General features: G+C 49.4%; 29 protein-coding genes and 6 pseudogenes. 8 read left to right on the top strand and 27 right to left on the bottom strand.

The window, feature by feature from the left end; genetic code table 11:
* Positions 1-42: 42 nt before the first annotated feature.
* The 3 genes from DJ533_RS01340 to DJ533_RS18585 all read right to left on the bottom strand — a co-directional run bounded on the left by DJ533_RS01340 (position 43) and on the right by DJ533_RS18585 (position 1,484).
* A complete protein-coding gene (locus DJ533_RS01340; RefSeq protein ID WP_057694184.1) occupies positions 43-420 on the bottom strand; it encodes a hypothetical protein in 378 nt (125 codons plus the stop codon).
* Between the two features lie 13 nt (positions 421-433).
* Positions 434-796: a hypothetical protein gene (locus DJ533_RS01335; RefSeq protein WP_227520106.1), complete on the bottom strand. Its 363-nt coding sequence runs from the start codon at positions 794-796 to the stop codon at positions 434-436.
* Positions 797-1,325: 529 nt separating this feature from the next.
* Complete coding sequence (locus DJ533_RS18585; RefSeq protein WP_159123815.1) at positions 1,326-1,484, bottom strand: hypothetical protein; 159 nt, start codon at positions 1,482-1,484, stop codon at positions 1,326-1,328.
* A gap of 94 nt (positions 1,485-1,578) precedes the next feature.
* Between DJ533_RS18585 and DJ533_RS01330 the strand changes: the two genes are divergently transcribed.
* Positions 1,579-3,072, top strand: a complete 1,494-nt coding sequence (locus DJ533_RS01330) for an IS91-like element ISCR2 family transposase (RefSeq protein ID WP_001120888.1) — start codon at positions 1,579-1,581, stop codon at positions 3,070-3,072.
* Positions 3,073-3,307: 235 nt separating this feature from the next.
* Here DJ533_RS01330 and glmM read toward each other — a convergent pair.
* The 5 genes and pseudogenes from glmM to DJ533_RS01295 form a co-directional block, all read right to left on the bottom strand.
* Positions 3,308-3,550: pseudogene (gene glmM / locus DJ533_RS01320) on the bottom strand (phosphoglucosamine mutase); the annotation flags it as partial.
* A gap of 86 nt (positions 3,551-3,636) precedes the next feature.
* Entirely contained in the window at positions 3,637-4,452 is an 816-nt protein-coding gene (sul2, locus tag DJ533_RS01315; protein ID WP_001043260.1) for a sulfonamide-resistant dihydropteroate synthase Sul2, read from the bottom strand.
* A 240-nt stretch (positions 4,453-4,692) separates the two neighbouring features.
* Positions 4,693-5,568, bottom strand: a complete 876-nt coding sequence (locus DJ533_RS01305) for a hypothetical protein (protein WP_081406141.1) — start codon at positions 5,566-5,568, stop codon at positions 4,693-4,695.
* 11 nt (positions 5,569-5,579) lie between these two features.
* Entirely contained in the window at positions 5,580-6,050 is a 471-nt protein-coding gene (locus DJ533_RS01300) for a hypothetical protein (RefSeq protein WP_065995118.1), read from the bottom strand.
* A 65-nt stretch (positions 6,051-6,115) separates the two neighbouring features.
* A complete protein-coding gene (locus DJ533_RS01295) occupies positions 6,116-6,523 on the bottom strand; it encodes a hypothetical protein (RefSeq protein ID WP_005005986.1) in 408 nt (135 codons plus the stop codon).
* A gap of 221 nt (positions 6,524-6,744) precedes the next feature.
* On the opposite strand from DJ533_RS01295, the gene DJ533_RS01290 reads away from it, so the two are divergent.
* Complete coding sequence (locus DJ533_RS01290) at positions 6,745-7,038, top strand: hypothetical protein (RefSeq protein WP_005005987.1); 294 nt, start codon at positions 6,745-6,747, stop codon at positions 7,036-7,038.
* A gap of 194 nt (positions 7,039-7,232) precedes the next feature.
* On the opposite strand, the gene DJ533_RS01285 is transcribed toward DJ533_RS01290, so the two are convergent.
* Entirely contained in the window at positions 7,233-8,036 is an 804-nt protein-coding gene (locus tag DJ533_RS01285) for a DUF4942 domain-containing protein (RefSeq protein WP_005005990.1), read from the bottom strand.
* Between the two features lie 317 nt (positions 8,037-8,353).
* Positions 8,354-8,518 (bottom strand): annotated as a pseudogene (locus DJ533_RS01280) (IS4-like element ISAba33 family transposase); the annotation flags it as partial.
* A 70-nt stretch (positions 8,519-8,588) separates the two neighbouring features.
* On the opposite strand from DJ533_RS01280, the gene sdhC reads away from it, so the two are divergent.
* Positions 8,589-8,963: a succinate dehydrogenase, cytochrome b556 subunit gene (gene sdhC, locus DJ533_RS01275; RefSeq protein WP_005005993.1), complete on the top strand. Its 375-nt coding sequence runs from the start codon at positions 8,589-8,591 to the stop codon at positions 8,961-8,963.
* Positions 8,964-9,823: 860 nt separating this feature from the next.
* Here sdhC and DJ533_RS18840 read toward each other — a convergent pair.
* The 5 genes from DJ533_RS18840 to DJ533_RS01245 all read right to left on the bottom strand — a co-directional run bounded on the left by DJ533_RS18840 (position 9,824) and on the right by DJ533_RS01245 (position 12,676).
* On the bottom strand, positions 9,824-10,090 hold the full coding sequence (locus DJ533_RS18840) for a hypothetical protein (RefSeq protein WP_003464988.1): 267 nt from the start codon (positions 10,088-10,090) through the stop codon (positions 9,824-9,826).
* A gap of 169 nt (positions 10,091-10,259) precedes the next feature.
* On the bottom strand, positions 10,260-10,541 hold the full coding sequence (locus DJ533_RS01260) for a DUF427 domain-containing protein (protein ID WP_003464986.1): 282 nt from the start codon (positions 10,539-10,541) through the stop codon (positions 10,260-10,262).
* 67 nt (positions 10,542-10,608) lie between these two features.
* Positions 10,609-10,881, bottom strand: coding sequence for a glutaredoxin 3 (gene grxC, locus DJ533_RS01255; RefSeq protein WP_005005995.1), 273 nt, complete (start codon positions 10,879-10,881; stop codon positions 10,609-10,611).
* Positions 10,882-11,334: 453 nt separating this feature from the next.
* The gene (locus DJ533_RS01250; protein WP_002118292.1) at positions 11,335-12,081 is read right to left on the bottom strand and encodes a ferredoxin reductase; all 747 of its coding nucleotides are present in this window, start codon (positions 12,079-12,081) and stop codon (positions 11,335-11,337) included.
* Positions 12,074-12,676, bottom strand: a complete 603-nt coding sequence (locus DJ533_RS01245) for a sulfite oxidase-like oxidoreductase (RefSeq protein ID WP_033917448.1) — start codon at positions 12,674-12,676, stop codon at positions 12,074-12,076. Before DJ533_RS01245 ends, DJ533_RS01250 begins: the two co-directional genes overlap by 8 nt.
* Positions 12,677-13,143: 467 nt before the next feature.
* On the opposite strand from DJ533_RS01245, the gene DJ533_RS01240 reads away from it, so the two are divergent.
* Positions 13,144-13,614: a TlpA family protein disulfide reductase gene (locus DJ533_RS01240; protein ID WP_003464979.1), complete on the top strand. Its 471-nt coding sequence runs from the start codon at positions 13,144-13,146 to the stop codon at positions 13,612-13,614.
* Positions 13,615-13,939: 325 nt separating this feature from the next.
* Here DJ533_RS01240 and DJ533_RS01230 read toward each other — a convergent pair whose 3' ends face one another.
* From DJ533_RS01230 to istB, 9 genes are all read right to left on the bottom strand, one after another.
* Positions 13,940-14,233: a DUF1330 domain-containing protein gene (locus DJ533_RS01230; RefSeq protein WP_010591688.1), complete on the bottom strand. Its 294-nt coding sequence runs from the start codon at positions 14,231-14,233 to the stop codon at positions 13,940-13,942.
* Positions 14,234-14,291: 58 nt separating this feature from the next.
* Positions 14,292-14,723, bottom strand: coding sequence for a GlcG/HbpS family heme-binding protein (locus tag DJ533_RS01225; protein WP_005006001.1), 432 nt, complete (start codon positions 14,721-14,723; stop codon positions 14,292-14,294).
* Between the two features lie 72 nt (positions 14,724-14,795).
* The gene (locus DJ533_RS01220) at positions 14,796-15,809 is read right to left on the bottom strand and encodes a zinc-binding alcohol dehydrogenase family protein (RefSeq protein WP_002118279.1); all 1,014 of its coding nucleotides are present in this window, start codon (positions 15,807-15,809) and stop codon (positions 14,796-14,798) included.
* A gap of 45 nt (positions 15,810-15,854) precedes the next feature.
* Positions 15,855-16,163 (bottom strand): hypothetical protein, encoded by a 309-nt coding sequence (locus DJ533_RS01215; RefSeq protein WP_005006003.1) that lies wholly within the window; start codon positions 16,161-16,163, stop codon positions 15,855-15,857.
* A gap of 91 nt (positions 16,164-16,254) precedes the next feature.
* Entirely contained in the window at positions 16,255-17,223 is a 969-nt protein-coding gene (locus DJ533_RS01210) for a magnesium and cobalt transport protein CorA (RefSeq protein ID WP_002118270.1), read from the bottom strand.
* Positions 17,220-17,924: a glutathione S-transferase N-terminal domain-containing protein gene (locus DJ533_RS01205; RefSeq protein WP_005006007.1), complete on the bottom strand. Its 705-nt coding sequence runs from the start codon at positions 17,922-17,924 to the stop codon at positions 17,220-17,222. The genes DJ533_RS01210 and DJ533_RS01205 overlap by 4 nt, the downstream gene beginning before the upstream one ends.
* Positions 17,925-18,064: 140 nt before the next feature.
* The gene (gene msrA, locus DJ533_RS01200) at positions 18,065-18,604 is read right to left on the bottom strand and encodes a peptide-methionine (S)-S-oxide reductase MsrA (RefSeq protein WP_023294902.1); all 540 of its coding nucleotides are present in this window, start codon (positions 18,602-18,604) and stop codon (positions 18,065-18,067) included.
* A gap of 1 nt (position 18,605) precedes the next feature.
* Entirely contained in the window at positions 18,606-19,049 is a 444-nt protein-coding gene (gene msrB / locus DJ533_RS01195) for a peptide-methionine (R)-S-oxide reductase MsrB (RefSeq protein ID WP_003464965.1), read from the bottom strand.
* Positions 19,050-19,570: 521 nt separating this feature from the next.
* Positions 19,571-20,329, bottom strand: coding sequence for an IS21-like element ISPst3 family helper ATPase IstB (gene istB, locus DJ533_RS01190; protein WP_074964445.1), 759 nt, complete (start codon positions 20,327-20,329; stop codon positions 19,571-19,573).
* A gap of 90 nt (positions 20,330-20,419) precedes the next feature.
* On the opposite strand from istB, the gene DJ533_RS01185 reads away from it, so the two are divergent.
* Positions 20,420-21,585, top strand: a protein-coding gene (locus DJ533_RS01185; RefSeq protein WP_085944217.1) for an IS3-like element ISAba22 family transposase whose coding sequence is annotated in 2 segments (ribosomal slippage) — positions 20,420-20,678 and positions 20,678-21,585 — 1,167 coding nt in all. Because the reading frame shifts where the segments join, the coding sequence is not laid out codon by codon here.
* 43 nt (positions 21,586-21,628) lie between these two features.
* Positions 21,629-22,357, top strand: a pseudogene (locus DJ533_RS01180) (FAD-dependent oxidoreductase); the annotation flags it as partial.
* 195 nt (positions 22,358-22,552) lie between these two features.
* Here DJ533_RS01180 and DJ533_RS01175 read toward each other — a convergent pair.
* Positions 22,553-23,491, bottom strand: a pseudogene (locus tag DJ533_RS01175) (IS5 family transposase).
* Positions 23,488-23,634 carry a transposase gene (locus tag DJ533_RS01170; RefSeq protein WP_005028587.1) on the bottom strand — a complete coding sequence of 49 codons (147 nt, stop codon included), beginning with the start codon at positions 23,632-23,634 and terminating at the stop codon, positions 23,488-23,490. The pseudogene DJ533_RS01175 and the gene DJ533_RS01170 overlap by 4 nt, the downstream one beginning before the upstream one ends.
* Before the next feature lie 75 nt (positions 23,635-23,709).
* On the opposite strand from DJ533_RS01170, the gene DJ533_RS01165 reads away from it, so the two are divergent.
* Complete coding sequence (locus DJ533_RS01165; RefSeq protein WP_052146695.1) at positions 23,710-24,597, top strand: DNA cytosine methyltransferase; 888 nt, start codon at positions 23,710-23,712, stop codon at positions 24,595-24,597.
* Between the two features lie 105 nt (positions 24,598-24,702).
* Positions 24,703-25,389 (top strand): annotated as a pseudogene (locus DJ533_RS01160) (DNA cytosine methyltransferase); the annotation flags it as partial.
* On the opposite strand, the pseudogene DJ533_RS01155 reads toward DJ533_RS01160, so the two are convergent.
* A pseudogene (locus DJ533_RS01155) lies at positions 25,387-25,497 on the bottom strand (peptide-methionine (S)-S-oxide reductase); the annotation flags it as partial. The pseudogenes DJ533_RS01160 and DJ533_RS01155 overlap by 3 nt on opposite strands.
* Positions 25,498-25,572 lie beyond the last annotated feature (75 nt).

Raw genomic sequence — 25,572 nt, 5'->3', positions numbered from 1 at the left:
AAATTAAAAGCCCGAATTTCGGGCTACTTTTATACCAGCTAATTAACAATAAAAGCCAGGGCTTATAGTTGGTGCAGACATATCATCATAGACGCAATCTATACTGACTGCAGGTTTATCAATGTGGCTAAATAAGCTTGGATTGACCAATTGATTTGTTAGCTTAGATTTTTCTATACTAAAGCCAACCAGTTCAACTTCACAATCACACACGTAATGGAATTTTGCCTTACCGTGCAACACAAATACATTAGGTGACTTCTCATACATCTTGAAGTACTCGGCTTGAGTTTGTGACAATGGAACCTCCAGCACCACAAAGCCATTTGGTACGACAAAAACTGCAGATCCATCATTTACTGAGTAAACGATGGCTTGAACATCAGAAGCACGTTCAAAACCCACACTTTTTTTTATCATTTAGATTACCTTTTTATATTGTAGCGAATGAACGTTGTAAAACAGATTGTAGATCTGCTTCATTTGTAATATTCGCCTCGAGCGCAGCGTTTCGTACATCAGCTAGGTTTAACCAATGGCGGTGCTCAGCTTTAGTTTTTTCAATTTTGTGTGGTGTTCTTGGGTATTCCCAACTCCAGTAATGCTTTTTATAAATCTCCTTATCTTTCACAAGATACGCCTGTATAGATTGACTATCCTCATTAGTTGCATAGCCAACGCCAAAGTAAATATCTAAACCTTGCTTTAGTGCAGTTTGATAATCGGCTTCAAATTGAATAACAAGGGATTCAATCCTAGCTTCATGAGAAAAGATACTAGATAGTTTTAATATCACACGGCTCCAAGTTTAAGGCAATATGCCTCGAGATAAAACCATTATAACGGTCAAAATCCACTAAATTAGTTTATTTAAAAAAAATTTCATTAAAGTTAAACCATTGAAGATTAAAACATACGGCGAAAAACTTAGGTTTTTTATTCAATATTAATCAGACTTACTCAAATTTAGTCTAGATGAACTGGTATTTTTAAAATTAAGGCTGCTTCGCGTTCCCATTTGTGAACAGATTCTCATTTTTGAGAATGAATTATATTTCATTTTTTGACTGACACTGGAACAATTAGCCATAGACGAGTAGGGGGTGGGTAAAGCCATATACCACATTTAAGAAATAACGCCGTAGTGGTGTTAATTCATTGTTAATTGAATATGGTTTGAATTAAGGCTTGATGGAAATGCATTAGTAGAATTATGGGTGCTGAATTATCAAAATTAAGTTTTGGATTATTTTAATCAACTAAAAAAACATCGTTTGCGTTTATAAAGCCAGCAGTTGATCAATTAGCTGATCAACGCAAGGGTATTAACCTTTTTTATGGTTTAAATACTTTTGAGTACGTTCTAATAATTTCGGGATGGTTTTTTCTGCTTCTTCTTGGGTGAGATGCAAACCATAAAATTTATTAGTTGTTCCGTAGCTTTCATTAAGTACTGAATGGGAGTGACGGGCACTGGCTGGCAATGTCTAGCAACGGCAGGCATTTCGGCTGAGGGTAAAAGAACTTTCCGCTAAGCGATAGACTGTATGTAAACACAGTATTGCAAGGACGCGGAACATGCCTCATGTGGCGGCCAGGACGGCCAGCCGGGATCGGGATACTGGTCGTTACCAGAGCCACCGACCCGAGCAAACCCTTCTCTATCAGATCGTTGACGAGTATTACCCGGCATTCGCTGCGCTTATGGCAGAGCAGGGAAAGGAATTGCCGGGCTATGTGCAACGGGAATTTGAAGAATTTCTCCAATGCGGGCGGCTGGAGCATGGCTTTCTACGGGTTCGCTGCGAGTCTTGCCACGCCGAGCACCTGGTCGCTTTCAGCTGTAAGCGTCGCGGTTTCTGCCCGAGCTGTGGGGCGCGGCGGATGGCCGAAAGTGCCGCCTTGCTGGTTGATGAAGTACTGCCTGAACAACCCATGCGTCAGTGGGTGTTGAGCTTCCCGTTTCAGCTGCGTTTCCTGTTTGCCAGCCGGCCCGAGATCATGGGGTGGGTGCTGGGCATCGTTTACCGCGTCATTGCCACGCACCTGGTCAAGAAAGCGGGCCATACCCACCAAGTGGCCAAGACGGGCGCGGTCACCCTGATCCAGCGTTTTGGATCGGCGCTCAATCTGAATGTTCACTTCCACATGCTGTTTCTCGACGGTGTGTATGTCGAGCAATCCCACGGCTCAGCGCGTTTCCGCTGGGTCAAGGCGCCGACCAGCCCAGAGCTCACCCAGCTGACGCACACCATCGCCCACCGGGTGGGTCGCTATCTGGAACGGCAAGGCCTGCTGGAACGGGATGTCGAAAACAGCTATCTGGCCTCGGATGCGGTGGATGACGACCCGATGACACCCCTGCTGGGGCACTCGATCACTTACCGTATCGCTGTCGGTTCACAGGCGGGGCGAAAGGTGTTCACTTTGCAAACTCTGCCGACCAGTGGTGATCCGTTCGGTGACGGGATTGGCAAGGTAGCCGGGTCCAGCCTGCACGCCGGCGTGGCGGCCAGGGCCGATGAACGCAAGAAGCTCGAACGGCTGTGCCGGTACATCAGCCGCCCGGCGGTATCCGAGAAGCGGCTGTCGTTAACACGAGGCGGCAACGTGCGCTACCAGCTCAAGACGCCGTACCGGGACGGCACCACGCACGTCATTTTCGAACCATTGGATTTCATTGCAAGGCTGGCCGCCCTGGTACCGAAGCCCAGAGTCAACCTAACCCGCTTCCACGGGGTGTTCGCACCCAACAGTCGGCACCGGGCGTTGGTCACGCCGGCAAAACGGGGCAGGGGCAACAAGGTCAGGGTGGCTGATGAACCGGCAACACCAGCACAACGGCGAGCGTCGATGACATGGGCGCAACGGCTCAAGCGTGTTTTCAATATCGACATCGAGACCTGCAGCGGCTGCGGCGGCGCCATGAAAGTCATCGCCTGCATTGAAGACCCTATAGTGATCAAGCAGATCCTTGATCACCTGAAGCACAAAGCCGAAACCAGCGGGACCAGGGCGTTACCCGAAAGCCGGGCGCCACCGGCTGAGCTGCTCCTGGGTCTGTTTGACTGACGAGCCTGAAGGCCAACGATACCAATCAAAATGCTGCGTTCACAGCGCCGCGGCAGGGATCCGCCGTGCTGGTTGTCGGAAAAGGAGCCGCTAGTGGGAAAGAGGAGGGTAAATTTTCAGCGTTGCTGGCTCCCCGTCAGCCGGATTGGGTTGCATCGCAGGGGTGTCGAAAGAGTCAACTGCGGTCCAAAGCTGTTGGACTTGGGTGAAAAGGGCGTTTATTCTTCCTATACGTTGTCGGCAGCGGGCCAAAAAGGAATACGTCCATGCCCATCGAGGTGAAACCGGCTGTGAGCGCGGGTTCAAGCATATAGCCCGACAGGCGCGTATCCTTGCCGATCACGACACGATGGCGGTGGTCACCGCGACGAAAGACACGGCCAGCCGCCATGCCGACGCGCAAGGCGGTTTCCGCCGTCATCGCGCCTTCGTTGGCTTTGCCACGAATACCGTCTGTGCCGAAATATTTGCGCACCATAAGGTCGATTATCCTGTCGTCGGGTCGCCCTCAAAGGGGACATGCCTGCTGAACCGCGAATATAGAGAAATATCCCGAATGTGCAGTTAACGAATTCTTGCGGTTTCTTTCAGCGCCGCCAATACCGCCAGCCCGTCGCGCAAGGGGCGCGGCTCGTGTGTGCGGATGAAGTCAGCTCCACCTGCGGCGGCGGCAAGCTCTGCAGCGAGTGTCGCGGCCCCGACATCCCCCGGACCACGGCCTGTGAGCGCGCGCAGAAAGGATTTGCGCGAAACAGACAGAAGCACCGGCAAATCGAAGCGCAGCCGCAATTCATCGAACCGCGCCAGCACCGAGAGCGAGGTTTCGGGAGCAGCCCCCAGAAAAAACCCCATGCCGGGATCAAGGACAAGGCGGTTGCGTTTGATACCGGCACCCGTCAGCGCCGCGATGCGCGCGTCAAAGAACGCCGCAATGTGATCCATGATGTCGCCAGCGGGTGCCTCGCGCCGATCTGCCTGCCCGTCTTGCACCGAATGCATAACGACGAGTTTGGCAGATGATTTCGCCAATTGCGGATAGAACGCAGCGTCTGGAAAACCGCGAATATCATTGAGATAGGCCACACCACGCGACAAGGCATAGGCTTGCGTCGCGGGTTGATAACTGTCGAGCGAGACGGGAATGCCATCTGCCTTGAGCGCGTCCAGCACCGGCGCGATACGCGCGATTTCTGTGTCGGACGAAACAGGCGCGGCGTCGGGATTGCTGGATGCCGGACCGAGGTCGATCACATCTGCCCCCTCGGCCATCAGCTTACGCGCCTGCGCAATGGCTGCGTCTGGCGCCAGATACCGGCCTCCATCGGAGAAACTGTCCGAGGTTATGTTGACGATGCCGAAAATGATGAGCGATTTATTCATGGGGGCTTCTATAATAATAATAATCGAGCATGAGTCTCATACGGATGCTCGGGTCGAAAGGGAATCCCCAGGCGAGTAACCTGTTTGCGGTGATCCATTAGCTGCAGGAGCAGAAGAGCATACATCTGGAAGCAAAGCCAGGAAAGCGGCCTATGGAGCTGTGCGGCAGCGCTCAGTAGGCAATTTTTCAAAATATTGTTAAGCCTTTTCTGAGCATGGTATTTTTCATGGTATTACCAATTAGCAGGAAAATAAGCCATTGAATATAAAAGATAAAAATGTCTTGTTTACAATAGAGTGGGGAATATATAAGGTGTACATGTCTTGTTCTACTGAGTACAACGTGATGAAGTCAGTCGTATATGAAAACTTGCCATTTTCGCTCTCTAGCTTGATTTGTTGGTGTTTAACGAGCTTGAGTGGTGAAATGCAGTCACCGCCATAGATCGCAACTGTGCCACGCTCTTTGTACAGCTTAATGAGTTTTTTGGTGCATTTTAACGGCTTGCCGTGTTTGTCCAATTTTGGTTGGTTGCGAACAAAGATGTTATAGCGAAGATTCGAGTCACCAAGCATCCCGCTTGTTGTTTCACTGATGGTCAATTGGCGTTTAGACTTCTTATAAAACTCTAATAAGCGTTGCTGTAAATTGAACCGTGAAACACCGCATTCGATGTCAAAATCTAGACCTTTAAAAGCGTTTTTATTACTGTTGTTTCCAAAGTAACAAACTGCATCGTTAAACATTTGCGTTAAGTTTGCAAAAATTAAGAGAAAGTCGTTTTGTGGGTACGGACGTTTTTGATACATGCACCCAAACTCACTGTCTGACAACTTATAAAAATAGGTGCGAACGCCAGTATAACTGCAAAGTGAATCATAAATGCGTGTGCCTTTAATTTGAATCTGAGTAACATAGCTAGATGAAAATTCAGGGGTAGCCCAAAGCATAGGGCTGAACAGGATGTCCTTCACTAATCCATTGTCGTATGCACGGTCGCCAACGCGACTTTTTTGGTTAATGCGGTCGTTTTGGGTGTAAACATGGATGTTCTTCAGCTCCAACGTTTCACGTTTGAACACGGTCTTTTCAGCGGTAGCAGTAGCGGTCGTCATGGTGAAGTTCCTTATCGGCTTAAATACGTCTGTGCAAAAATTGCTTGCATGGTTTTAAAAATTTGGTCTGTTTCAAAGTAGTCAGAAATTTGCTCTTGGAATGGGCTTTGATGGTTGCGAACCAACGTGCGAATCGCAGAACTATTTAAGGTGTCTGAGTTGGTAAAACCATTTTTTAGTACTTTGATCTCAAAATATGGGCTAGTGGATGCAATCACACTGACAATAATGTTGCCGTCTTGGTCTGTCTTAACTGACAAATCAGCAATTGGGCTTAGCTCATGGCGTAAAAAATACATATTGTCGGGGTTATAGATTGCTTTAAATCTGATTCCGTCTTGGCATATAGCGCAAAACAGTTCATTCACCGACTCAGCAGTAAAGATCGCCCCAAACGTCACAACAACAGGCCCGACATTTTTTTGCTGTTTTTCATCATGTTTGATGGTTAGCTCGCAATGCGCTGTAATTAGGTTTTGCATGGTTTATATCCTCAAATGTGATTCAGTGGCATACGCACGTTATCCGTGCGTATGGGTGAATTGAATTAAGAAAGTTCGCGTGACCAACAATCTTCTATACGGTCGTATGCGTAGCCGTTTTGAGCCATTAACGTGCAAATGTCTTCAAGGTTTTTGCCAAAGATATTTACTGAGGTAACTTGGTCGAGTACTGATGTATGACCAAAGTTTTCTTTTAATGTTGCAACATAGATTTCAACGTCCATGAAGAAGAAATTTGTTTTATCAGCCAATGTCGGCATGTGCTGTTGAAATTGAAGTTGAGCATAGTCACTATCCGCTTGAAGATCCGCAAGGGTTAAATCACAGTTGTTGTCGATGTAATCTGAGATTTCATCAAACAATGTTTCCATGTGAGCACCGCTAAAAGTTTTAGGGAAACCGATGTATAAAGTGCCTTGTAACTGTACTGATTGAGCGTTTAAATTTGACATGCTGTTCACTCCAAGTTTTAAGCTTTCTGCTTTTGATAGTTTCATTTTATGGGAAAACACAACCTGGCAAACCTTTCTCGAAAAATAAGATTTTCAATCTTTTTTTAATCAATTAAAAAACATCGCTTGCGTACTAATATGATTTTTCTATTAGCCGTATCGCCGTAATGCATTAAGAATAATTTAACGAGCAATTAGTTAATTAATTAAGTTTAATTAAATTGTTAAGTTTTAAAACATATGAAGATGAACCAGCTCAAGACCGTCTTGTGCTTGAAAACATCACCATTGCTGAAGCGATGAAGTTAGCTGAAAACAACGGATTCTTTAAAGCAAAGTACCAGGTGCTTAAAGTGATTCAATATTTTGATGTTGAATTGGTACTCACGGCGTCTGATGTTGAGTACTGTGCTGAATTACACCAGTTTAGCGGTGGCTATAACGTGACGGTGCTTGCTGATACACCTGAACAAGATCTTATTGCAATTCTCAATTCATTGGGGATATTGAATTAGAGCCATCTCGTGATAAGAGAATGCAGCTCCGAAAAATGGAGTCTAAATTTAAATCTGCCTTTAAGGGATATGATTTATCCCAAGTATCCATAGTGATATGGTCAGTGTATGTTCACCAGTGGCACGATCGCAAAATTAGTACCGTATATATCTAAAAAAAACCACAATAACAATTGATGGTTTTTTAATGAGCTTTATAAAATGGGTTCATCATACGCACGGCGTTTGTGTTTTACATTTGGATCTATGCCAATTTGATTCGGATATAACAGGTTTAATACCTGGTTAATGCGATCAACTACGCATTGATTAAACAAGATATGACAGTTACCGTTTTCGTAGATCTTAATGCGTAATAAATTATCATCAATGCTATGCCAGATACCACGATCTAACCTGAGTTTATCTAATCTAGTGTGGTCTAAAGGCTTGCCAAATAACTGCCTTGCTATAAAGCGTACTTCTTCCACTAAATTATCTCGTCTGCAATAAGAATGGTAGCTATTGTGATGAATGATCACGCACGGGTTAATACCAGCACCAAGATTGGTTTTGTATTTGCTTGATAATTGGCAAAACAATGAATCAACTTTACGAGCATATGCCATGTGGCGCGTAGACCAGATAGATTCTAAAAATACATTCACGTTATCCATCGTGAAATCTTCAATTTCATGACGAGCAATTTTATCTGACAACGCATCATATTCTTTTTCAGATATAAAGTTTCTAAGATTGATGATCTCAGTTAACTTCCTCCAGAAGCATGACGATATTTGTTTTAAAGCAGATTCTTCAGTATTGAATGATGATGAATATGATTTTCGGGTGATTGCACTCACAATCTGGTAAGCATCAAGTTCAATATCTTTGATGCTTTCATAAATAACCTTTATTGACGATTTTGCTTTTTCGCATTGCAAAATTAGCTTTTCGACTTCAATAAAGTCTAATTCAGATGCTTGCACTTCTCTTTTTATATTTACCAACATATTCATAATTGCCCACCTAATTAGCTTAATTGTCTATATAGATATTTTAATAAAAACCATGGTCATTAATTTTTTTTTAAAATTTATAAGCTAACTTTTTCACTATAATTAAATTAAATAAGCACAACGCTTAAAACTTGGTGTAGTGGAATATGGCTCAACCTTTAAAATTCCTTATTACCTCTACTCATAAATGATGATGTCGATATGCTTATGAAAAAACAACATTCAGTTATGTTCTCAACTGATCGAACAAATACCAATGCTATAAAAATCTGTAATGAGGATATTGTTAAATGAAAAAACTCTGTACACGACAAATTTCACAGAACCCTTATCCTATCAGGATTCTGCCTTCTTAAAATTGCCAAAATTTCCTTAAACTCTTCTTTTTTCCCAAAACCAATTAAACGCTGAATCGCCATTTGAACATAGTCTAAACCATAGCGAAATAAACTCATTGAGAGTCGTCCATGCTTCTTTATTTTTGTTACAGCTGCTATGATGAATGAGATCGAAAACTGAAATCCCCCACTAGAATTGTTGACTGGAGTCAAAATGAATAAAAAGCGGCCGGTTAATCTTGATATTCGAACCATTCAGCTTCCTCTCACGGCGCTTACATCGATTCTGCACCGGATTTCAGGAATTATGCTCTTTATTTTTCTGGGACTGATACTGTATATGCTGAGCAAATCGTTGGAGTCAGAAAAGGGTTTTAATGAAGTCAAGGAGATTTTTTCTTCACCTTTCGGCAAAGTTAGTTTCTGGTTGGTATACTCTTCATTTATTTATCATCTCGTAGCCGGAATTCGACACCTAGTTATGGATGTGGGTGTTGGTCATACTTTGAAAGGCAGCAATCGCGCCTCTACTATTGTTTTAGTAGTGTCGGGTGTTTTAATGGTTGCTGGCGCCGTATGGATTTGGTAGCTGTGGAGTCGTAATGCGTATTTACAAGGACTAAAAGCGTCCTTTAAAGCTAACTTACGAAAGTATTTATAATCGACGGTTCACGCTTAAACGGTTGAATCCTTTCGGGCTTCCGAATAGCTGTTAGCTGAAAGCTATCATGAGCTAAGTTTTCTGTGCATCATCAAATGTGTTAATGGGAGCGCCATAGTACTAGGTACAAATATGGCTCTAGGACAATGTTAGATGTTTTGGATTTTGAGGCGGATCGCTCTTATCGAAGATCGTCTAATTCGCTCTGAAGCGCAGGTTTTTTGAAACTATCACCTGGTTGGCACACTGTGCGAATCAACATCAGATATGAGAAAGCCAATCAGGTGAACACTACCCTCGAGGGCTCATCTGTCCAGTTAAAGCCTCGAGTCTTTCTGGGTGCGCAAAAGACAAGAAGGTTATATGGGAAAATTATGAGGCCTGGATACCATGCGTCATGGGCGTGCCGATGCTGTGAGTGACAGAGCGAGAAGCAAGTGAAAGTCCCTGAAGTAGGGGCGGGATGCGCCCGAGTGGCATTTTTTGTCTTAAGGTAGATCGCGTAGCTGTTCTTCAGAATAATCTTCAGAGCGTTGACGACAGCCATCGCTGTGCATTCCTCAAGAATAGAATGTGTCGGAAGGGTGGCGTCATTGGTGTTAGTCATCGCTTAGGATTTCTCAATCTGGCTTACACGGGCGCCTGTACCGATATCCCCGCGGATGGCGACGTATCGATGTTGAATTCCTCGCCAGACGAAGTGCAATGAGCTGCGGCTATAGGCTTGCGCAGCCTTAGATAGCCGGCCGTCGCAGGCGCGCCGGTTGGCCGGGATCTTCTTCTGCCCGTCAGGTGTCCGGTCGGAACTCCAGCACGAACGCTACGACCTTTTCGGCGGACATTTCGCACGGCTTCAACAATGTCCTATCTGATGTAACGCGGAAGAGGTTGAAGCTGACAATGTCAGTCCCGTCCAACTCCCTGGCGAACAGACTGTTGCGACGTCCGTCCCCAGATCGCCGGACGATCAAGCTGAAACGCCGGCCTTCATAAGTCCCTTCTCTGTATCCCTCCGCAAGCTTCGCGAAAGCGGCATCGAACTCGGAATGCTCCATGTCATCCATCCTTATTGATAGAACAGAGGCGCGGCGGGTGCGAGACCGCCAGTGCCGGGTCGCGCTAAGGTGCCGGGCAGATTCCTGCAGCCGACGAGGCCCGGGGTGGGCAGGATAATTGAGATGTCGGCGCCCGCATGGCTATCAGCGAAGTCGTCCGTCCAGTCTGCTAGGCAACGTCCACGCCTTTCCAGAAAGCGATGTAATCCCGGATACCCTCGGCATCCGGAGTGGGGGCGGGATAGGTCCAAGCGGCGTTCACGTTGAGCGCGTCACCCGCGCGAACATGAAAGAAGCGCGCGGCGCCTTTGATCGGACAGACAGATGTGTGCGGGCTCATCTCAAGCAGGCTCAGGTCGACTCCTGACGGTGGGAAGTAGTGATTTCCCTCGACGATGACTGTTTCGTCGCTTGTGGCGATAGTAGTGTCTTTCCAGATGGCTGAGACCAACGGACTCTCCTTTTGTATTCATCAACCGGCGAAGGCTCGCGGGCTGGCTGCCCCAAGCCGCACCTCCTCAGGTGGCAGGCGGGTTGCGCCCGAGAAGTTTGTCGAGCTCGCCTCTGACATCGAGCGCGAATAGCTCATCGGAGCCACCGATAAGGGTGCCATTGATGAAGATCTGCGGCACGGAGCTTCGCCCCGACGCTTCCGCCATGGCCTGCCGGTGAGCCGGATCCGCCTCAATATCGAGCTCCTTCCATCGCACGCCCTTTTCCTTGAGGAGCGCCTTCGCTCGGCGGCAGAACGGGCACCAATTCGTGGTGTACAGCAATACATCAGTTGTCATATTGCATCTCCGGCAGTTGCACGCGGATCGCTGTCATGGCGTTGATCTCCAATTCGCGGCGTTCAAAGATGGCGACTGCACCTTGGCCGACATCGGAGCAGATGCTGACGATTGGCCGCTATCCAGGCGACATGGCCCAAAGTGCTTTCACCGCCAGGCAGAGGCCGCACGCGCCTCCTGTAGCGCCGAGCCGATGCTCTAAGGTAACCGAGCCTCGATTGGGACGGAAGCGGTCCCGCTCGAATCGCCCATCATGCTGGTCGAGCATATCAGGACGACGGATAGTGCAGGAACTTTCAAATTGAGCTTGATGTCGAGCCAGGTATCGCGAGCGAAGGCGTTCTAGAGGCCGGGGGGTACGAAGACTGTGTTCGGCAAAACGGTTCACGTTGATCGCCAAAGCTTCCCAGGGCGCACGTCTACGATCGGCGCGACGTGAGATAGCTCGCGCCGCTAGCCCCCGTAGCGCTCCGTCTTGATGATGGAGGCGTCCAAGCCCGCCAGCAGCGCGCTATCGGTTGCGATGTTGACGAATCCGTTAGACCCGCAGACGAACACTTGCGTCGGCTTTCCCTGAAGCCTGGTTAGAATTTCTTGGACCATCATGCCGTCGATCCGTCGCGCAAAGTCCGATGCGCGAACCGGTTTCTCGCGCGTAATCGCGAGCGCCAGGACGAACGCCGGATCGCTGATTTCGATGCAATGAAGTTCTTCTGAGAAGAGAACGTCCTCGGCGGTTCGTGCGGACAGGAGCAACGCTGTCGGAACGGCTTGGGCCAATGCGCGGCGCTGCCGGATCATTGCCATCAACGGCACGAGGCCGGAGCCTCCCCCGATCAACAGAACCGGATCTATGGCAGGCTCAGGCCAAAGGAAATGGCCACCGAGCGGACCGCGAACTTCGATTTCGTCACCAATCGCCGCGATGTCGTGAAAAAACGGCGAAACTTCGGCATCCGGCATGCGCTCGATAGCTATCTCGACGATCGGGGTCGAAACTGCCGATGACGCGATCGAGTAGCTGCGCATTGCACTGTAGCCGTCGGGCGCGGTCAGCCGGATATCGACGTGCTGACCTGCGGTGTGCGCGAACGGCTTGCTCAACCGAAGGAAGAAGCTCTTGATACTCGGTGTTTGCTGGATGATGTCGTCGATCACGCATGATTGCCACGAACGGACTTGCGCTTCGTTTTCAGTCATGGGTGTATCGTTGTTCGCGCCACGGATCGCCGTAGATGTGATAGCCGTGCAGCTCCCAAAAGCCGGCCTCGTCACGCGTCGTGAATTGCAGCGCATTCACCCATTTGGCGGATTTCCAGAAGTAAAGGTGCGGCACTAGAAGACGCGCCGGCCCCCCATGATCGCGGGAAAGTGGCTTGCCCGCATAACTGAGGGCGACCATCGCTTTCCCGGAAAGCAGATCCGTCAGAGGGACGTTTGTCGAATAATTATCGTAGCAGTGCGCCAAGACGAAATCGGTAGGCCGATCAAGCTCTGCATCTGCAAGGATGTCTTCAATGAGTACACCCTCCCAAACGGTATCCAGTTTGGACCAAGAGGTGACGCAGTGAATATCCTTTGTCACCTGGGTCTTTGGTAGAGTGTTGAATTCGCCCCAATTCCACGTTTTGACGGGCTTCGGACCAATTTTGACTGTGAATTTCCAGTCGGAGGGCTCTACCCTCGGCGTAGGGCCGGCCGACAGAACAGGGAAATCCTCCACCAGATGCTGACATGGCGGAATCCGATCGGACTGGTCGCCTGAACCGCGACCGGTGAAACCTCTGGTGACCATAGTGACCCCTCTTGCTCGATACGGCAGACCGAAGCCGGCCTTCATTTCAGTACTCTGCGTAAAGCATTTGCCCGCACATCCGCCGAATAAGCCAATCGACTAAAAATCAGATACAGATGCTCTATCATCGTAAAAAATCGCGTATCGAACATAGCGTCAGGCCAGCATGATTCCCAATACCCAATGGCTATAGGGTAGATAACCCCAAGGCTGCGTACGCTGATCTGCGGTATGCGGAGCGGAAGTTGCAGGTTCGCTCTCAAACGGATGGGCAGCGTGCAAAGCTCAAGGCTCACCAGCGCATGGTTGCCCAGTTCGCGCTCGCCGGCAGCTTGAGTATATTAAGGACGAAATGTCGATCTGATCTATTCTGGCTTCAGGAAATAGGGAAAATAAGGTCGGACGTTCGCGCACCGTCGCGACGCGCGATCATCCACTAAGCTTCTGTATCGGGGTTGGAGGATCAGATGAACGAGATCGAACGACAAGCGCCTGAGCTGCGGGTGCAAAAATGGATTGGCAAAGATGGGGAAAGTATCGCGCCGTTCAAACTGTCAGATATCGGGCCCGGCCCGAAAATCTTGTTTGCCTTCCAGCATTGGTGCCAAGGTTGCCATTTGCATGGGTTTCCGACGCTACAAAAGTTGCATGCAGCGTTGAGCTCAAAAGACGTGGGGTTCGCAGTGATCCAGACCGTCTTCGAAGGAACGCATGAGAATACCTTCGAGAAGTTGCGCGTGAACCAGCTCAAGTATGAGCTTCCTATCGTTTTCGGTCACGACGAGCAACCGACCGGCTCGCCGTTTCCAACCTTCATGGAAGACTACCGCACACGAGGAACTCCGTGGTTTACGGTTATCGACGCTGGCGGTAGCATTGTTTTCTCGGACTTCCATCTCGACGCGGAGCGACTAGTGAAGCAACTTGAGCAAGGTTAATCGTTGGAAGGTGGGCAATCATCCTGATTGCCACCCATCCCCTGATGCCCACTACAGGCGTTGCGCGCTGTAACTCTGTTGATCAGCGTGCGAAAACCCGGATCCGGATAGGAGGAGCGTCAACGATTGAATCAATCCGTTGGGAGAGGGCGGCTCCGCTCCGTCAGCTCGGCAATAGATAACCCATTCTCGCCGAGCAACTCTCTGATCCGATCGACGATATGAGCCCCTAGCGCCGCTGTCTTGGTCCCCCCCACAGATTCCCAAGATGCGAGTTCACACGCCGATACCTCGTGGTCAGCGCCGAAGTGCTTCTGTCGGTATGTCACCGCCGCCCTTCAATGATAAAGGCGCGGTAACGGGAACCGGCAAAGCGTTGAGCAGCGATGGTTTGGTAGGCGGGACTGTCATACCAGTCGCGAGCGGCCTGCATCGTCGGGAAACGCAAGATTACGGCCCCTTCGATGGGCGGCCCCTCCAAATGCTGGATCGCGCCATAAGCGGCGAGAAAGGTAACGTCGTGACCATCGAACGATGGTCCGACGCCTGCAGAATAGGTTGCGAGTGCATGTGGGTCGCTGGTTTCTTCCCGCGTAAAGACGACGAACGCTTCCATCATTAGGCCTCTCAAAGGTTGGATCTGTTGGCCATTACCACCGGTGATGGCCTCACAGTCGTCAGGCTGGCAACTGGAACCCGATTTTCATGAGTGCCTCGACGCACGCATCCTGATCCTGCTGATAGTTGCCTCCGGAGATGCCTATGCCGCCGATCAACTTCCCATCCTCCAGAATCGGATAACCGCCGCCGACAGCGACCATCCGAGGGCGATAGGCTAGCGGCGCCACTTTTGGATCGTTGGTCACATAGTCGTTCCAGACATGGGTCGGGAACCCAAACGAGGCGGAACTCCAGGCCTTGTCGATGGCAACATCGACGGTAAGGAACGGCGCATCGTCGGTGCGCTCGAACGCGCGCAGGTTACCGGTGGCGTCGACGACGGCGACGGCAGCCGGGATGCCGATGGCACGGGCCGCAGCGAGCGCCGCGTCGATGAGGGCGACTGCGGTTTCGCGGTTGATCGAGGCGGTGGCAATAGATTTGGTCATGGGATTCTCATCGCTGGGGCATAACCCGTTCGGCTTTTTGAGGTTGGACAAGATGTTTGGCGATCGCGGTCGTTAGAAGCCTTCGAGGACGATCTTGCCTTTAGCCGCGCCACTTTCGATCAGTGCATGCACCGTCTTCAGATTGGCGGCATTGATCGGCGACAGTCGCCGGGTCAGCGTCGTGCGGATTTTGCCGTCGTCAACCAGCGCTGCCATCGCATCCAGAATCTCGCCCTGCTCATTCATGTCGGGCGTGCCGTAGATCGACCGCGTGAACATCAGCTCGTGGTGGATCGACACCGCCTTGCGCTTGAAAACCATGATATCGAATGCCTTGGGATCGTCGATCAGTCCGAACCGTCCTTGTGGGGCGATCAGTTCGGCGATGTCGGCGACATGTTGCTCGGTATGTGTGGTCGAAAAGACGAAAGCGGGAGCACCGATGCCGAGTTCGGCGATCTGTGGCGCGAGCGGACGAGAATGGTCGATGACGTGGTGAGCTCCAAGCCCTCTTACCCACTCTTGGGTTTCCGGTCGAGAGGCTGTGGCGATGACGGTGAGGTCCGTGCGCTGTCGCGCGATCTGGACGGCGATCGACCCAACCCCGCCCGCGCCACCGATGATGAGGATCGCCTCCGCCGCACCGGGTACGGGCTTCGCCACGTCCAGGCGGTCGAACATCGCCTCCCAGGCCGTCAACGTCGTCAGCGGCAGCGCCGCCGCTTCCGCCCAGGAGAGCGACGCAGGTTTGTGACCGACAATCCGGGCGTCGACGAGATGGAACTCCGCATTGGTACCGGGCCGTGTGATCGATCCGGCATAATAGACCTCGTCGCCTAACTCGAACTGCGTGACGTCGGGGCCGACCTCGCGCACAATCCCGGCGGCATCCCATCCCAGCACCTTCCAATCGCCATCTGCCGGCGGCGTGCTGTTGCGGACCTTGTAGTCGACCGGGTTGACCGAGACGGCCTTCACCTCAACCAGGATATCGTATCCTGCAGCGACAGGCCGAGGCAGATTGATGTCGACCAGCGCGGCATCCGCGGCGATGGGTCCCGGAACCTTGTAACCAATGGCTTTCATAAATGTCTCCAGCTTGCTTGATCGGATGACGCGAATGCTCGTTAGTCAACTTCTTCTACATTGAGGTCCCGACTCTTGAACTGGGTCGCGGTAGCAGATTTCATCGAACACGTCGATCAACAGGCCTTTATGCTCTGTCGCCGGATCGGTGATCGCGTAGATGTTGGAGGCATCTTCGCCGTCGTCCCCGCTCTCGAGGCGCAACGCCGCATCGACGCGAATGCTGCATGCATCGAGGGTTGACCCTAGTTCGAGATCGACGAGATTGCCGTCCTTGACGCGGTATTCGCGGTCATAGCCGTTGGCGATGAATGACTGGACTGCTTCTAGAACGTCGGTCACCTGGGAGGTCATGGAAGCACCTTCATCTTGAACTGGATTGGACACGCTCGCGCACAAAGCGCGCTGTGACTCGGCGGACGGAGAAGCTCGCGAAGTGCGTTACTCATAGCCACTTGGCCTTCTTGAAGCGCATGAACAGGAGAAGGCAGAACACCGCTATGACTCCGAGCACGACGAAGTAGCCATATGGCGTGTCCAGTTCCGGCATGTGCTTGAAGTTCATGCCATATATTCCGGCGATCGCCGTCGGGACCGTCAAGATCGCCGCCCAGGCCGCGAGCTGGCGAGTGACCACACCGATCCTTTGCGCTTCCAGAAGGCTGCTGGCCTCGAAGACCGTGGACAGGACAAGCAGGAGGCCGTCGACCATGGACTGCACGCGGTGGACATGGTCCGCGACGTCGTGGAAATATGGTGTCATTTCGGCGCTGATGCAGGGAAAGTGGCCGCGAACGAGCTTTCGCACCAGCTCGGCCATAGCCCCGAGCGTGCGCTGGAACCGCGTGAGTTCGGACCTTAGTTCGAAGATTCGCGCCACCTCTTCTGGCCCGAGGAAATCGTGCAGCGACCGTCGCTCCATCGCCAGGACGTCGTCCTCGATCATTTCGAAGATGGGCAGATACTGGTCGACCACTCGGTGCAAGATCGCGTGCAGCACATAGTCGACACCCTTGCCGAACTGCGTCGGCGATGCCTCGAGTTGCTCCCGAAGTTTGCCCAGCGCTCCGGCATTGCCGTGCCGCACGGTGATAAGGTGATTGTGACCTGTGAAGATCGCCATCTTGCCGTAGCTGATCCGGTCGCCGACCAGCTCGGCGGTCTGGGCGACGACGTACAACTCATCGTTGTAGACCTCGAGCTTGGGCGGGCACAGCGGGTGCATGGCGTTGTCGATCGCCAAAGGATGGAGGTTATACGTCGTCTGGATCGCGCTGAGTTCGTCTGCGGTGGGCTCGCTAAGCGCGATCCAGCAGAAGCCCGAGCGATTCTCGTTTAGTTCGACGTGCTCATCGAGCCTGATTTCACGGACTCGCTTACCTTCGTTGTAATAATATGCGGCGATAATGGTCATGCAGGCCTCGCAGGAATTCGCAGGCCACGCTGTACAGCCGGTCGCGCCAGCCCGCGTTCGAGCCATGCCTGCACGTTCGAATAGCTGCTTAGGCCGAGGATGTCGCCCGCTGCGTAGAATTCGACCAGCGCATTCACCCAGCCAAACGTCGCAATGTCCGCGATCGAGTAATCATCGACAATCCATTCGCGGCCCTCCAGCCGGTGATCCAGGACCCCGAGAAGACGCCTGGATTCATCAACAAAGCGCTGCCGAGGTCGCTTGTCCTCATAGTCCTTGCCGGCAAATCGCAGGAAAAAGCCTAGCTGTCCGAACATCGGCCCGATGGCCGACATCTGAAAGAACACCCACGCTAGGGTCTCGTAACGCTGGCCTGGTTCGGTGGAGATGAACTGACCCGTCTTGTCGGCCAGATAGAGGAGGATCGCACCGGATTCCCATAAGGCGATGGGTCTACCGTCAGGGCCAGCCGGATCGATGATCGCCGGTATGCGTCCGTTCGGGTTCAGCGACACGAACGCCGGATCCTTCGACTCGTTGTTCGAGATGTCGATCAGGTGGGGCTCGTACGCCAGGCCAGTCTCCTCAAGCATGATCGAGACCTTGACGCCATTGGGCGTAGGGGCTGCGTAGAGTTGCAGGCGATCGGGATGAGATGCCGGCCAGCGCTGCGTGATCGGAAAGGACGAGAGGTCTGGCATAAATCTGCGATCCTGGTGTTGCGATGGCGACTGACTGGAACGAGCCGTCACTCTGAAGTAGGGTTCGATGACCGCGTCGCTGAACGACGCGGTCACGAAGATTGCGGACCGGACCGGCGCAGTGGCAACGGCAGTGAAGCCTATTCCGCCGCGGTCCCGGCCGCTGGCTGTACGTCGTCAACCTTTTGGCGCTTCGGAAGCACCCAGCCGGGACGGACGAAGTGGCAGGTGTAGCCGCCCGGGTGCTTCTCCAGATAATCCTGGTGATCGGGCTCGGCCTCCCAGAACTCGCCGACCGGCTGGACCTCGGTCACCACTTTGCCATCCCACAGCCCCGAGGCATCCACATCGGCGATCGTATCCTCGGCGACGCGCTTCTGCTCCTCGTCGACATAATAGATGCCCGACCGGTAGGAGAGCCCACGATCATTGCCCTGGCGGTTCAGCGTCGTCGGATCGTGGATCTGGAAGAAGAATTCCAGGATGTTCCGGTAGCTCGTCACTGTCGGGTCGAAGACAATCTCGATCCCCTCGGCATGCGTGCCGTGATTACGATACGTGGCGTTCGGAATATCGCCGCCCGTGTAACCCACACGGGTCGAGATGATGCCGGGCCGCTTGCGGATCAGATCCTGCATGCCCCAGAAACATCCTCCTGCGAGAACAGCGCGCTGATGCATGTTAAGCCTCCTCTACTTGATCGAGATATTCACCGTATCCCTCGGACTCCATCTCGTCGCGCGGGATGAAGCGAAGGGACGCTGAGTTGATGCAGTACCGCAGACCGCCGCGGTCGGAAGGACCATCGGGGAACACATGGCCGAGATGACTGTCTGCGTGTACTGACCTGACCTCCGTCCGGACCATGCCGTGTGCGCTGTCCCGCACCTCGTTCACGTTTGCCGAAACGATCGGCTTGGTGAAGCTGGGCCAGCCAGTACCCGAATCGAACTTGTCCGTCGAAGCGAACAGTGGCTCTCCCGACACTATGTCGACGTAGATGCCAGGCTCCTTGTTGTCGTTGTACTCGCCCGTGAAGGGCCTTTCGGTGCCCGCCTCCTGGGTAATTCGGTGTTGCTCGGGAGTCAGGTGGTCGATTGCTGTCTGTGACTTTTCAAACTTCATTACAGTCTCCAATACTTATCTAGAGGGCCAGGCACGCTACCGCTAATTTTTTATGTCTCCTGATTTGCTCCTACAATGGTAGTGGGATGGCAAACGAGGTTTTACTAAGTGTTGGAAAATTAGAGATTTAAATTTCGCGTCTATTAATTCTAGCGCAACTGAGTGGTTAAGCAAGTACGTAATCAGTAAATATTAAAAAAAATAACACAAAAGCACGATTATATAATACAGTGTCAGTGTTTTATGATAATCAACAACGCCTGTTTAGATGCTGGTAGATGCGAATTTTTTGGCGTACAGTCAAAATTTTCTGATGGTTGCTTAGTGTGTTGGCGCTGATGGAAAATTGACCCACCCTGCCGATTGAAATTTGACCCAGGGCGGATTGCTGATTTTGTTACCAGCAACTGTGGATAAGTCTACCAGCGCAGCTGCTGTTGCCCCCACTCCTTCGCTAGCCCAGTTCAGTTGTTTAAGACCTGCCACACGCAGCCATGTAGCAGGCCGTCGTCGCCATGAAATCAGAACGGCTCATCGTCCTCCGGTTCCTGGCCGCCCTTACGCTTTCGCTCCCGTGATTTGATCTTGGCCTGGGCCGCCAAGCTACTGTGTTGCAGGCGATAGGACTCGTTACCGGTTTCGACGATGTGGCAGTGGTGGGTCAGCCGATCCAGCAGGGCGGTGGTCATCTTGGCGTCGCCGAACACGCTCGACCATTCGGCGAAGCTCAGGTTGGTGGTGATCACCACGCTGGTGTGTTCGTACAGCTTGGATAGCAGGTGAAACAGCAACGCACCGCCGGCCTGGCTGAAGGGCAGATAACCCAGTTCGTCGAGGATGACCAGATCCATGCGCAGCAGAGCTTGGGCGATCCGCCCGGCTTTGCCGTCGTGCTTTTCGCGCTCCAGCAGATTGACCAGATCGACCGTGGAGTAGAAGCGCACGCGCTTGCCGTGCCGGGTGATGCCGGACACGGCCAGCGCAGTGGCCAGGTGGGTTTTACCGGTGCCAGGCCCACCGATCAGCACCACGTTCTGCGCGGTGTCGGTAAAGGCCAGACTGGCCAGTTCGCTGATCAAACGAGCGTCTGCGCTGGAGGCGCTGAAGTCGAAGCCGGCCAGGTCGCGGTGCATCGGCAGCTTGGCCATGTTCATCTGGTGGCTCACCGAGCGCATGGCGCGATCTGTGTGCTCTTGTTCCAGCAGGTGTTCGAGCAGCCACTTGGACGAGGCTGTGTTCGACTCACCCTGCGCAGTCAACTCCGCCCAGGCCGTGGCCATGCCGTGCAGGCGCAGCTCCTTGAGTGATGTGTGCTGAAAAAACAGGAGGTTTTAACTTGGTAAACTAAACACACTCATCAGGAGTTTACCATGAGCAAGAAACACAAGACTTACACCACAGAATTTAAAGCTGAAGCCATCAAATTAATTGAAGCCAATCAAGGCAATGTCTCGGAAACAGCTAGACAACTTAGCATTTCAATGCAAACTCTTTCAAATTGGAATACCAAAGCAAAGGCTGGAACTTTAGCAGGTACAAAACAGTATTCACCTGATCTAAACGCTCTACTCGAAGAAAATAAAAAACTCAAACAACAGCTCAAAATAGCTGAAATGGAACGTGAATTTTTAAAAAAGGCAGCAGCGTACTTTGCCAAAGAAAGTCAGTAAGGTACGCCTATATGAAACAAAAAAGATATTCTTTTCCAATTACCTTAATGGCTCGATTACTTCATGTTTCAGTTTCATGTTTTTATGATTGGCTCAAGAGAGGCGTGAGCAAAAGAACGATTCAACGAAATCAACAGACGATATTGGTGAAAATAGCCCATGAGGAGACAAGGCAGAGCTATGGTTATATTCGATTAACCAAATACTTACAAGCTCAGGGCATAAAAATGAGTATGTACGCTGTACGTCAGATAAAAGCGCTGAACCACCTGTATTGTAAGCGACACAAGCGTTTTAAAAGGACTACGAATAGTGACCATAATCGAGCGATCTATGAAAACCTGCTGGAGCAACAATTCTCAATGACTAGACCAAATCAAGCATGGTCAAGTGATATTACGTACATATGGACTGTTGAAGGATGGCTGTACTTAGCAGCGGTAAAAGACCTTTACACGAAACAAGTGGTTGGCTATAGCTTAAATGAGCGCATGACAGCACAGCTTGTTTGTAATGCGCTAAATATGGCTATTCACAATCAAAAACCAACCAAAGAACTGATTGTGCATTCAGACAGAGGAAGTCAATATTGCAGCCATGAATATCGAAATATACTTGAGCAATATGGTTTTCAAGGTTCAATGAGCAAGCGCGGAGACTGTTACGATAATGCACCGATTGAAAGCTTTTGGGGAATACTGAAAAATGAGTTAGTGCATCATTACAACTATCAAACCAGAGAAGAAGCCAAAGCAGATATTATAAAATACATTGAATTATTTTATAATCATCGAAGAATTCAAAAGGGTTTGGGTTTTAAGACACCAAATCAAATGGCCGAAGACTTTTATAAGTTGGCTGCCTAGAATCTCCCAAGGGAAAGTCTCCTGATAATTCAGCGTATATCATTTCCTTGGTAAAACACTATTAGAGAATATGCGCAGTGAAAATATTAACGTGCATACTCATAGTCAGATTAACAAAGTGACTAAAGTTCAAGATAACTCACTTGTATTACACCTAGAAGATGGTACAGAACATAGTGTAGATTGCTTGATTTGGGCAATTGGTAGAAAACCTGCAACTGAAGCGATCAATCTTAATAAGACTCAAGTTCAATTGAACGAGAATCGCTTTATTCATGTTGATGCATATCAAAATACAACACAGTCTGGCATTTATGCAGTGGGTGATATTACAGGTAAAGTCGAGTTAACACCTGTTGCTGTGGCAGCGGGTCGAAGACTGTCTGAACGTTTATTTAACAATAAGCCAAATGAACATTTAGATTATGAAAATATTCCGACTGTGGTGTTTAGTCACCCACCTATTGGAACAGTTGGATTAACCGAAGATCAAGCCATAGAAAAATTTGGTAAAGATGCCATCAAAATTTATAGTTCTTCCTTTACATCCATGTATACAGCGATAACAGAACATCGACAACTCACAAAAATGAAATTAATTTGTGTAGGAACTGATGAGAAAGTGGTCGGAATTCATGGTATTGGATACGGTATGGATGAAATTCTGCAAGGCTTTGCTGTTGCTTTAAAAATGGGAGCAACTAAAAAAGACTTCGATAACACTTTAGCAATTCATCCGACTTCTGCTGAAGAATTCGTCACAATGCGTTAATCATTGATCATCTAAAAGAGCATTTATTTATATATTTGCTCTTATTTTTATATTCTATATCCAAATTATGAACTTTCAACAACTTAGGATTATTAGAGAACTCACTCAACATAATCTCAATTTATCACAAACAGCACATGCTCGGCTTTGTTGCACAAAGATTTGAAATGCAAAGCGCCCCTAATTGAGCCAAATTTAAGGCGTAACTTGGGTAAGTGGTCGACCTAATTCCGTAAATCTGTTAAGGACTGCTACACGTGCATGGATCTCATTCACTTGGCTATCAAAACTCCTTGCACTGAGTTTATCTCCTAATAATTTGATGCAATGCATCTTAGTTTCAACCAAACTTCGCCGATGATAGCCTGACCATTTTTTCCATAGTGTCCTGCCTAAACTTTTAATTGTTCGAAGTAATTCATTTCGCTCTAGCGAGCTGCTTGTTCTTTGTATCTTTCCATGGTTTCGCATTTTTTTCTAGGTGGAATCATTGCATGCGCTTGCCGATCTGCAATGACCTGACGGCATTGCTTGGTGTCATAAGCTCCATCGGTATAAACAGAGTCAATCCGCTCATCTTGTGGAATCTGATTAAGTAAATCACCAAGCACCTGTGAATCACTGACATTATTGGTTGTAAGCTAAACTGCTCGTATTTGCAGGGTTTTATCATCTATACCAATTATGTAATTTAAGCCATTGGCGACGAAATTCAGGTCCATGTTTCTTGCGTTTCCATTCGCCCTCACCTAGAAACTTCATGCCTGTAGAGTCCATGAGTAGATGCAGTCCATCGCTACTTTTTTGGTAGCTAATTGCAATATCAATATGCTTTTGTCTTCTACAAAGCGTGGTGTAATCTGGAGCTATCCAATTTAATCCGCAAAGTTTAATCAGACTTTGCACAAAGCCAGTAACCATACGTAAAGACAGACGGAATAAGGATTTAATCATTAAGCAGCATTGGATGGCTGCGTCGGAGTAGGTTTGATTTCGCCCTTGTTTGCCTTTTGATGGCGCATACCATTGCGTAGCAGGATCAAACCAAATGGCAATATTTCCGCGACTCATGAGTGCTCGGTTATATGCGGGCCAATTGGTTGTGCGGTAGATTTTGTGTGTAGGCTTCTTCATTTGAAAATTATATCGCTGAAAAACCCTTTACAGATAGGTTTGTGCAACAAAGCCGTTTCCGAGACATTGCCTTGATTGGCTTCAATTAATTTGATGGCTTCAGCTTTAAATTCTGTGGTGTAAGTCTTGTGTTTCTTGCTCATGGTAAACTCCTGATGAGTGTGTTTAGTTTACCAAGTTAAAACCTCCTGTTTTTTCAGCACACATCAAATGGCTGGATGTCCAGATCTTCCGCATTAGAGCGTTTAGAACAATGGAAAAACGTTGCGTTTAACCAATATCTAGATCCAACGATCCGCAACCAAAACAACCAAAAAATTGTCATTTCTCTTTTTGATTTGTCTGGCACATGGTCTCAACCATGGGTTGATGCTGGCTATCAAGTATTTCGCTTTGATATACAGGCAGATCCTTATTTTGGCGATATTAATAACTTCAGCGTGGAATTCTTTAACGAGCTTTTTGCATGCTTTGATGGTTTGGACGTTCATGCGATTTTAGCTGCATGCCCATGTACTGACTTTGCTGTTTCTGGTGCAAGACATTTTACCGCCAAAGATGCTGATGGTCGCACGTTAAGCAGTATTGAGCTGGTGTACCAAACTTTAAGAACAATTGAATTTTTTAAACCGAATATTTGGGCAATTGAGAATCCAGTAGGGCGTATTGCGAGCTTAACCGGGTTGTCGCCGTGGCGTCTGTCGTTTGATCCGTTTCATTTTGGTGATACATACACAAAGAAAACATTATTGTGGGGCCGTTTCAATGCCGACCTACCAATTGCACCTGTTGAACCTGTTGAGGGCTCTAAAATGCACCGCCTATACGGTGGCAATAGTATTGCGACTAAGAATGCTAGAAGCGTAACGCCTGAAGGTTTTGCATACTCATTTTTCACGGCAAACAACGCACATAGCAATTCGTTAATGACGATTTGCAACAAGTATGATCGTTTAGATCCTGAGCTTTTGAGTCGCTGTTTAAATAGCGGTTTGAGTGACTACGACATCTCTAATTTGATCGATGACGATTATTACGACTGTGATGATTATTCAGCACATCAAACATTAGAAAGTGCCGTTGAAAGCATGGGGGTGGCTGTATGAATCTGAGCAAGGTTATTCATGCTTATAGGTATCTGTCTCCAGAAGATGTACCGCATGAATTAAGAGATCTAAGCCATAAAGGGGCATTTGTAAGAGGGAATTTCTATGTATAACTTGCTTCCACATGAATTAATCGTTGATAACTTTGCTGGCGGTGGCGGTACATCAACTGGTTTAGAACGTGCGTTCGGTAGACCGATTGATATTGCAATTAATCATGATCCGAAAGCCTTGGCCATGCATCGCATCAATCATCCAAAAACAAAGCACTACTGCGAGAGTGTTTGGGATGTTAACCCTGTAAAGATTACGGGCAATCAACCTGTTGGCTTGGTTTGGCTTAGTCCAGACTGTAAACATCATAGCCGTGCGAAAGGTGGCAAGCCGTTAAACAAGAAGATCCGCGGTTTAGCTTGGATTGCTTTAAGGTGGGCTGCAACAGTTCGACCACGAATCATCATGCTTGAAAACGTGGTTGAGTTTGTTGAATGGGGTGATTTGGATAAGAACGGTAAACCGATTTTAAAGCGGAAAGGGCGAACGTTTAACTGTTTCGTGAATGCGCTCAGGTACCAAGGGTACACGGTCGAATATCGTGAACTACGAGCATGCGACTATGGTGCACCGACATTGAGAAATAGATTTTTCTTAATTGCTCGGCGTGACAATTTACCGATCGTCTGGCCAGAACCCACACATGCTGAATTTGACTTTTTTGCACCTCAAAAAACGAAAAAACAACCATGGAAGACAGCTGCTCAATGTGTGGACCTTAATTATGAATGTTTAAGTTGTGTGCCCACCTGCGTAACCGCTGACGACTTGCTGAACTCCCTGAATCTGTAAAAATACGGCTTCAGTACACCAAAAGCATCCCCCACCGAAAAGTGCCTGTTGCATGGTTGATTCCTCATTCAATTAAATAACTCAATCGGGCTGATGGTTAAATTCCAGCTCATCAGTATGAAAGATAAA

Source organism: Acinetobacter defluvii, assembly GCF_001704615.3.
Taxonomy (GTDB): Bacteria; Pseudomonadota; Gammaproteobacteria; order Pseudomonadales; family Moraxellaceae; genus Acinetobacter; species Acinetobacter defluvii.
This window is presented reverse-complemented; position numbering and strand designations above follow the sequence as displayed.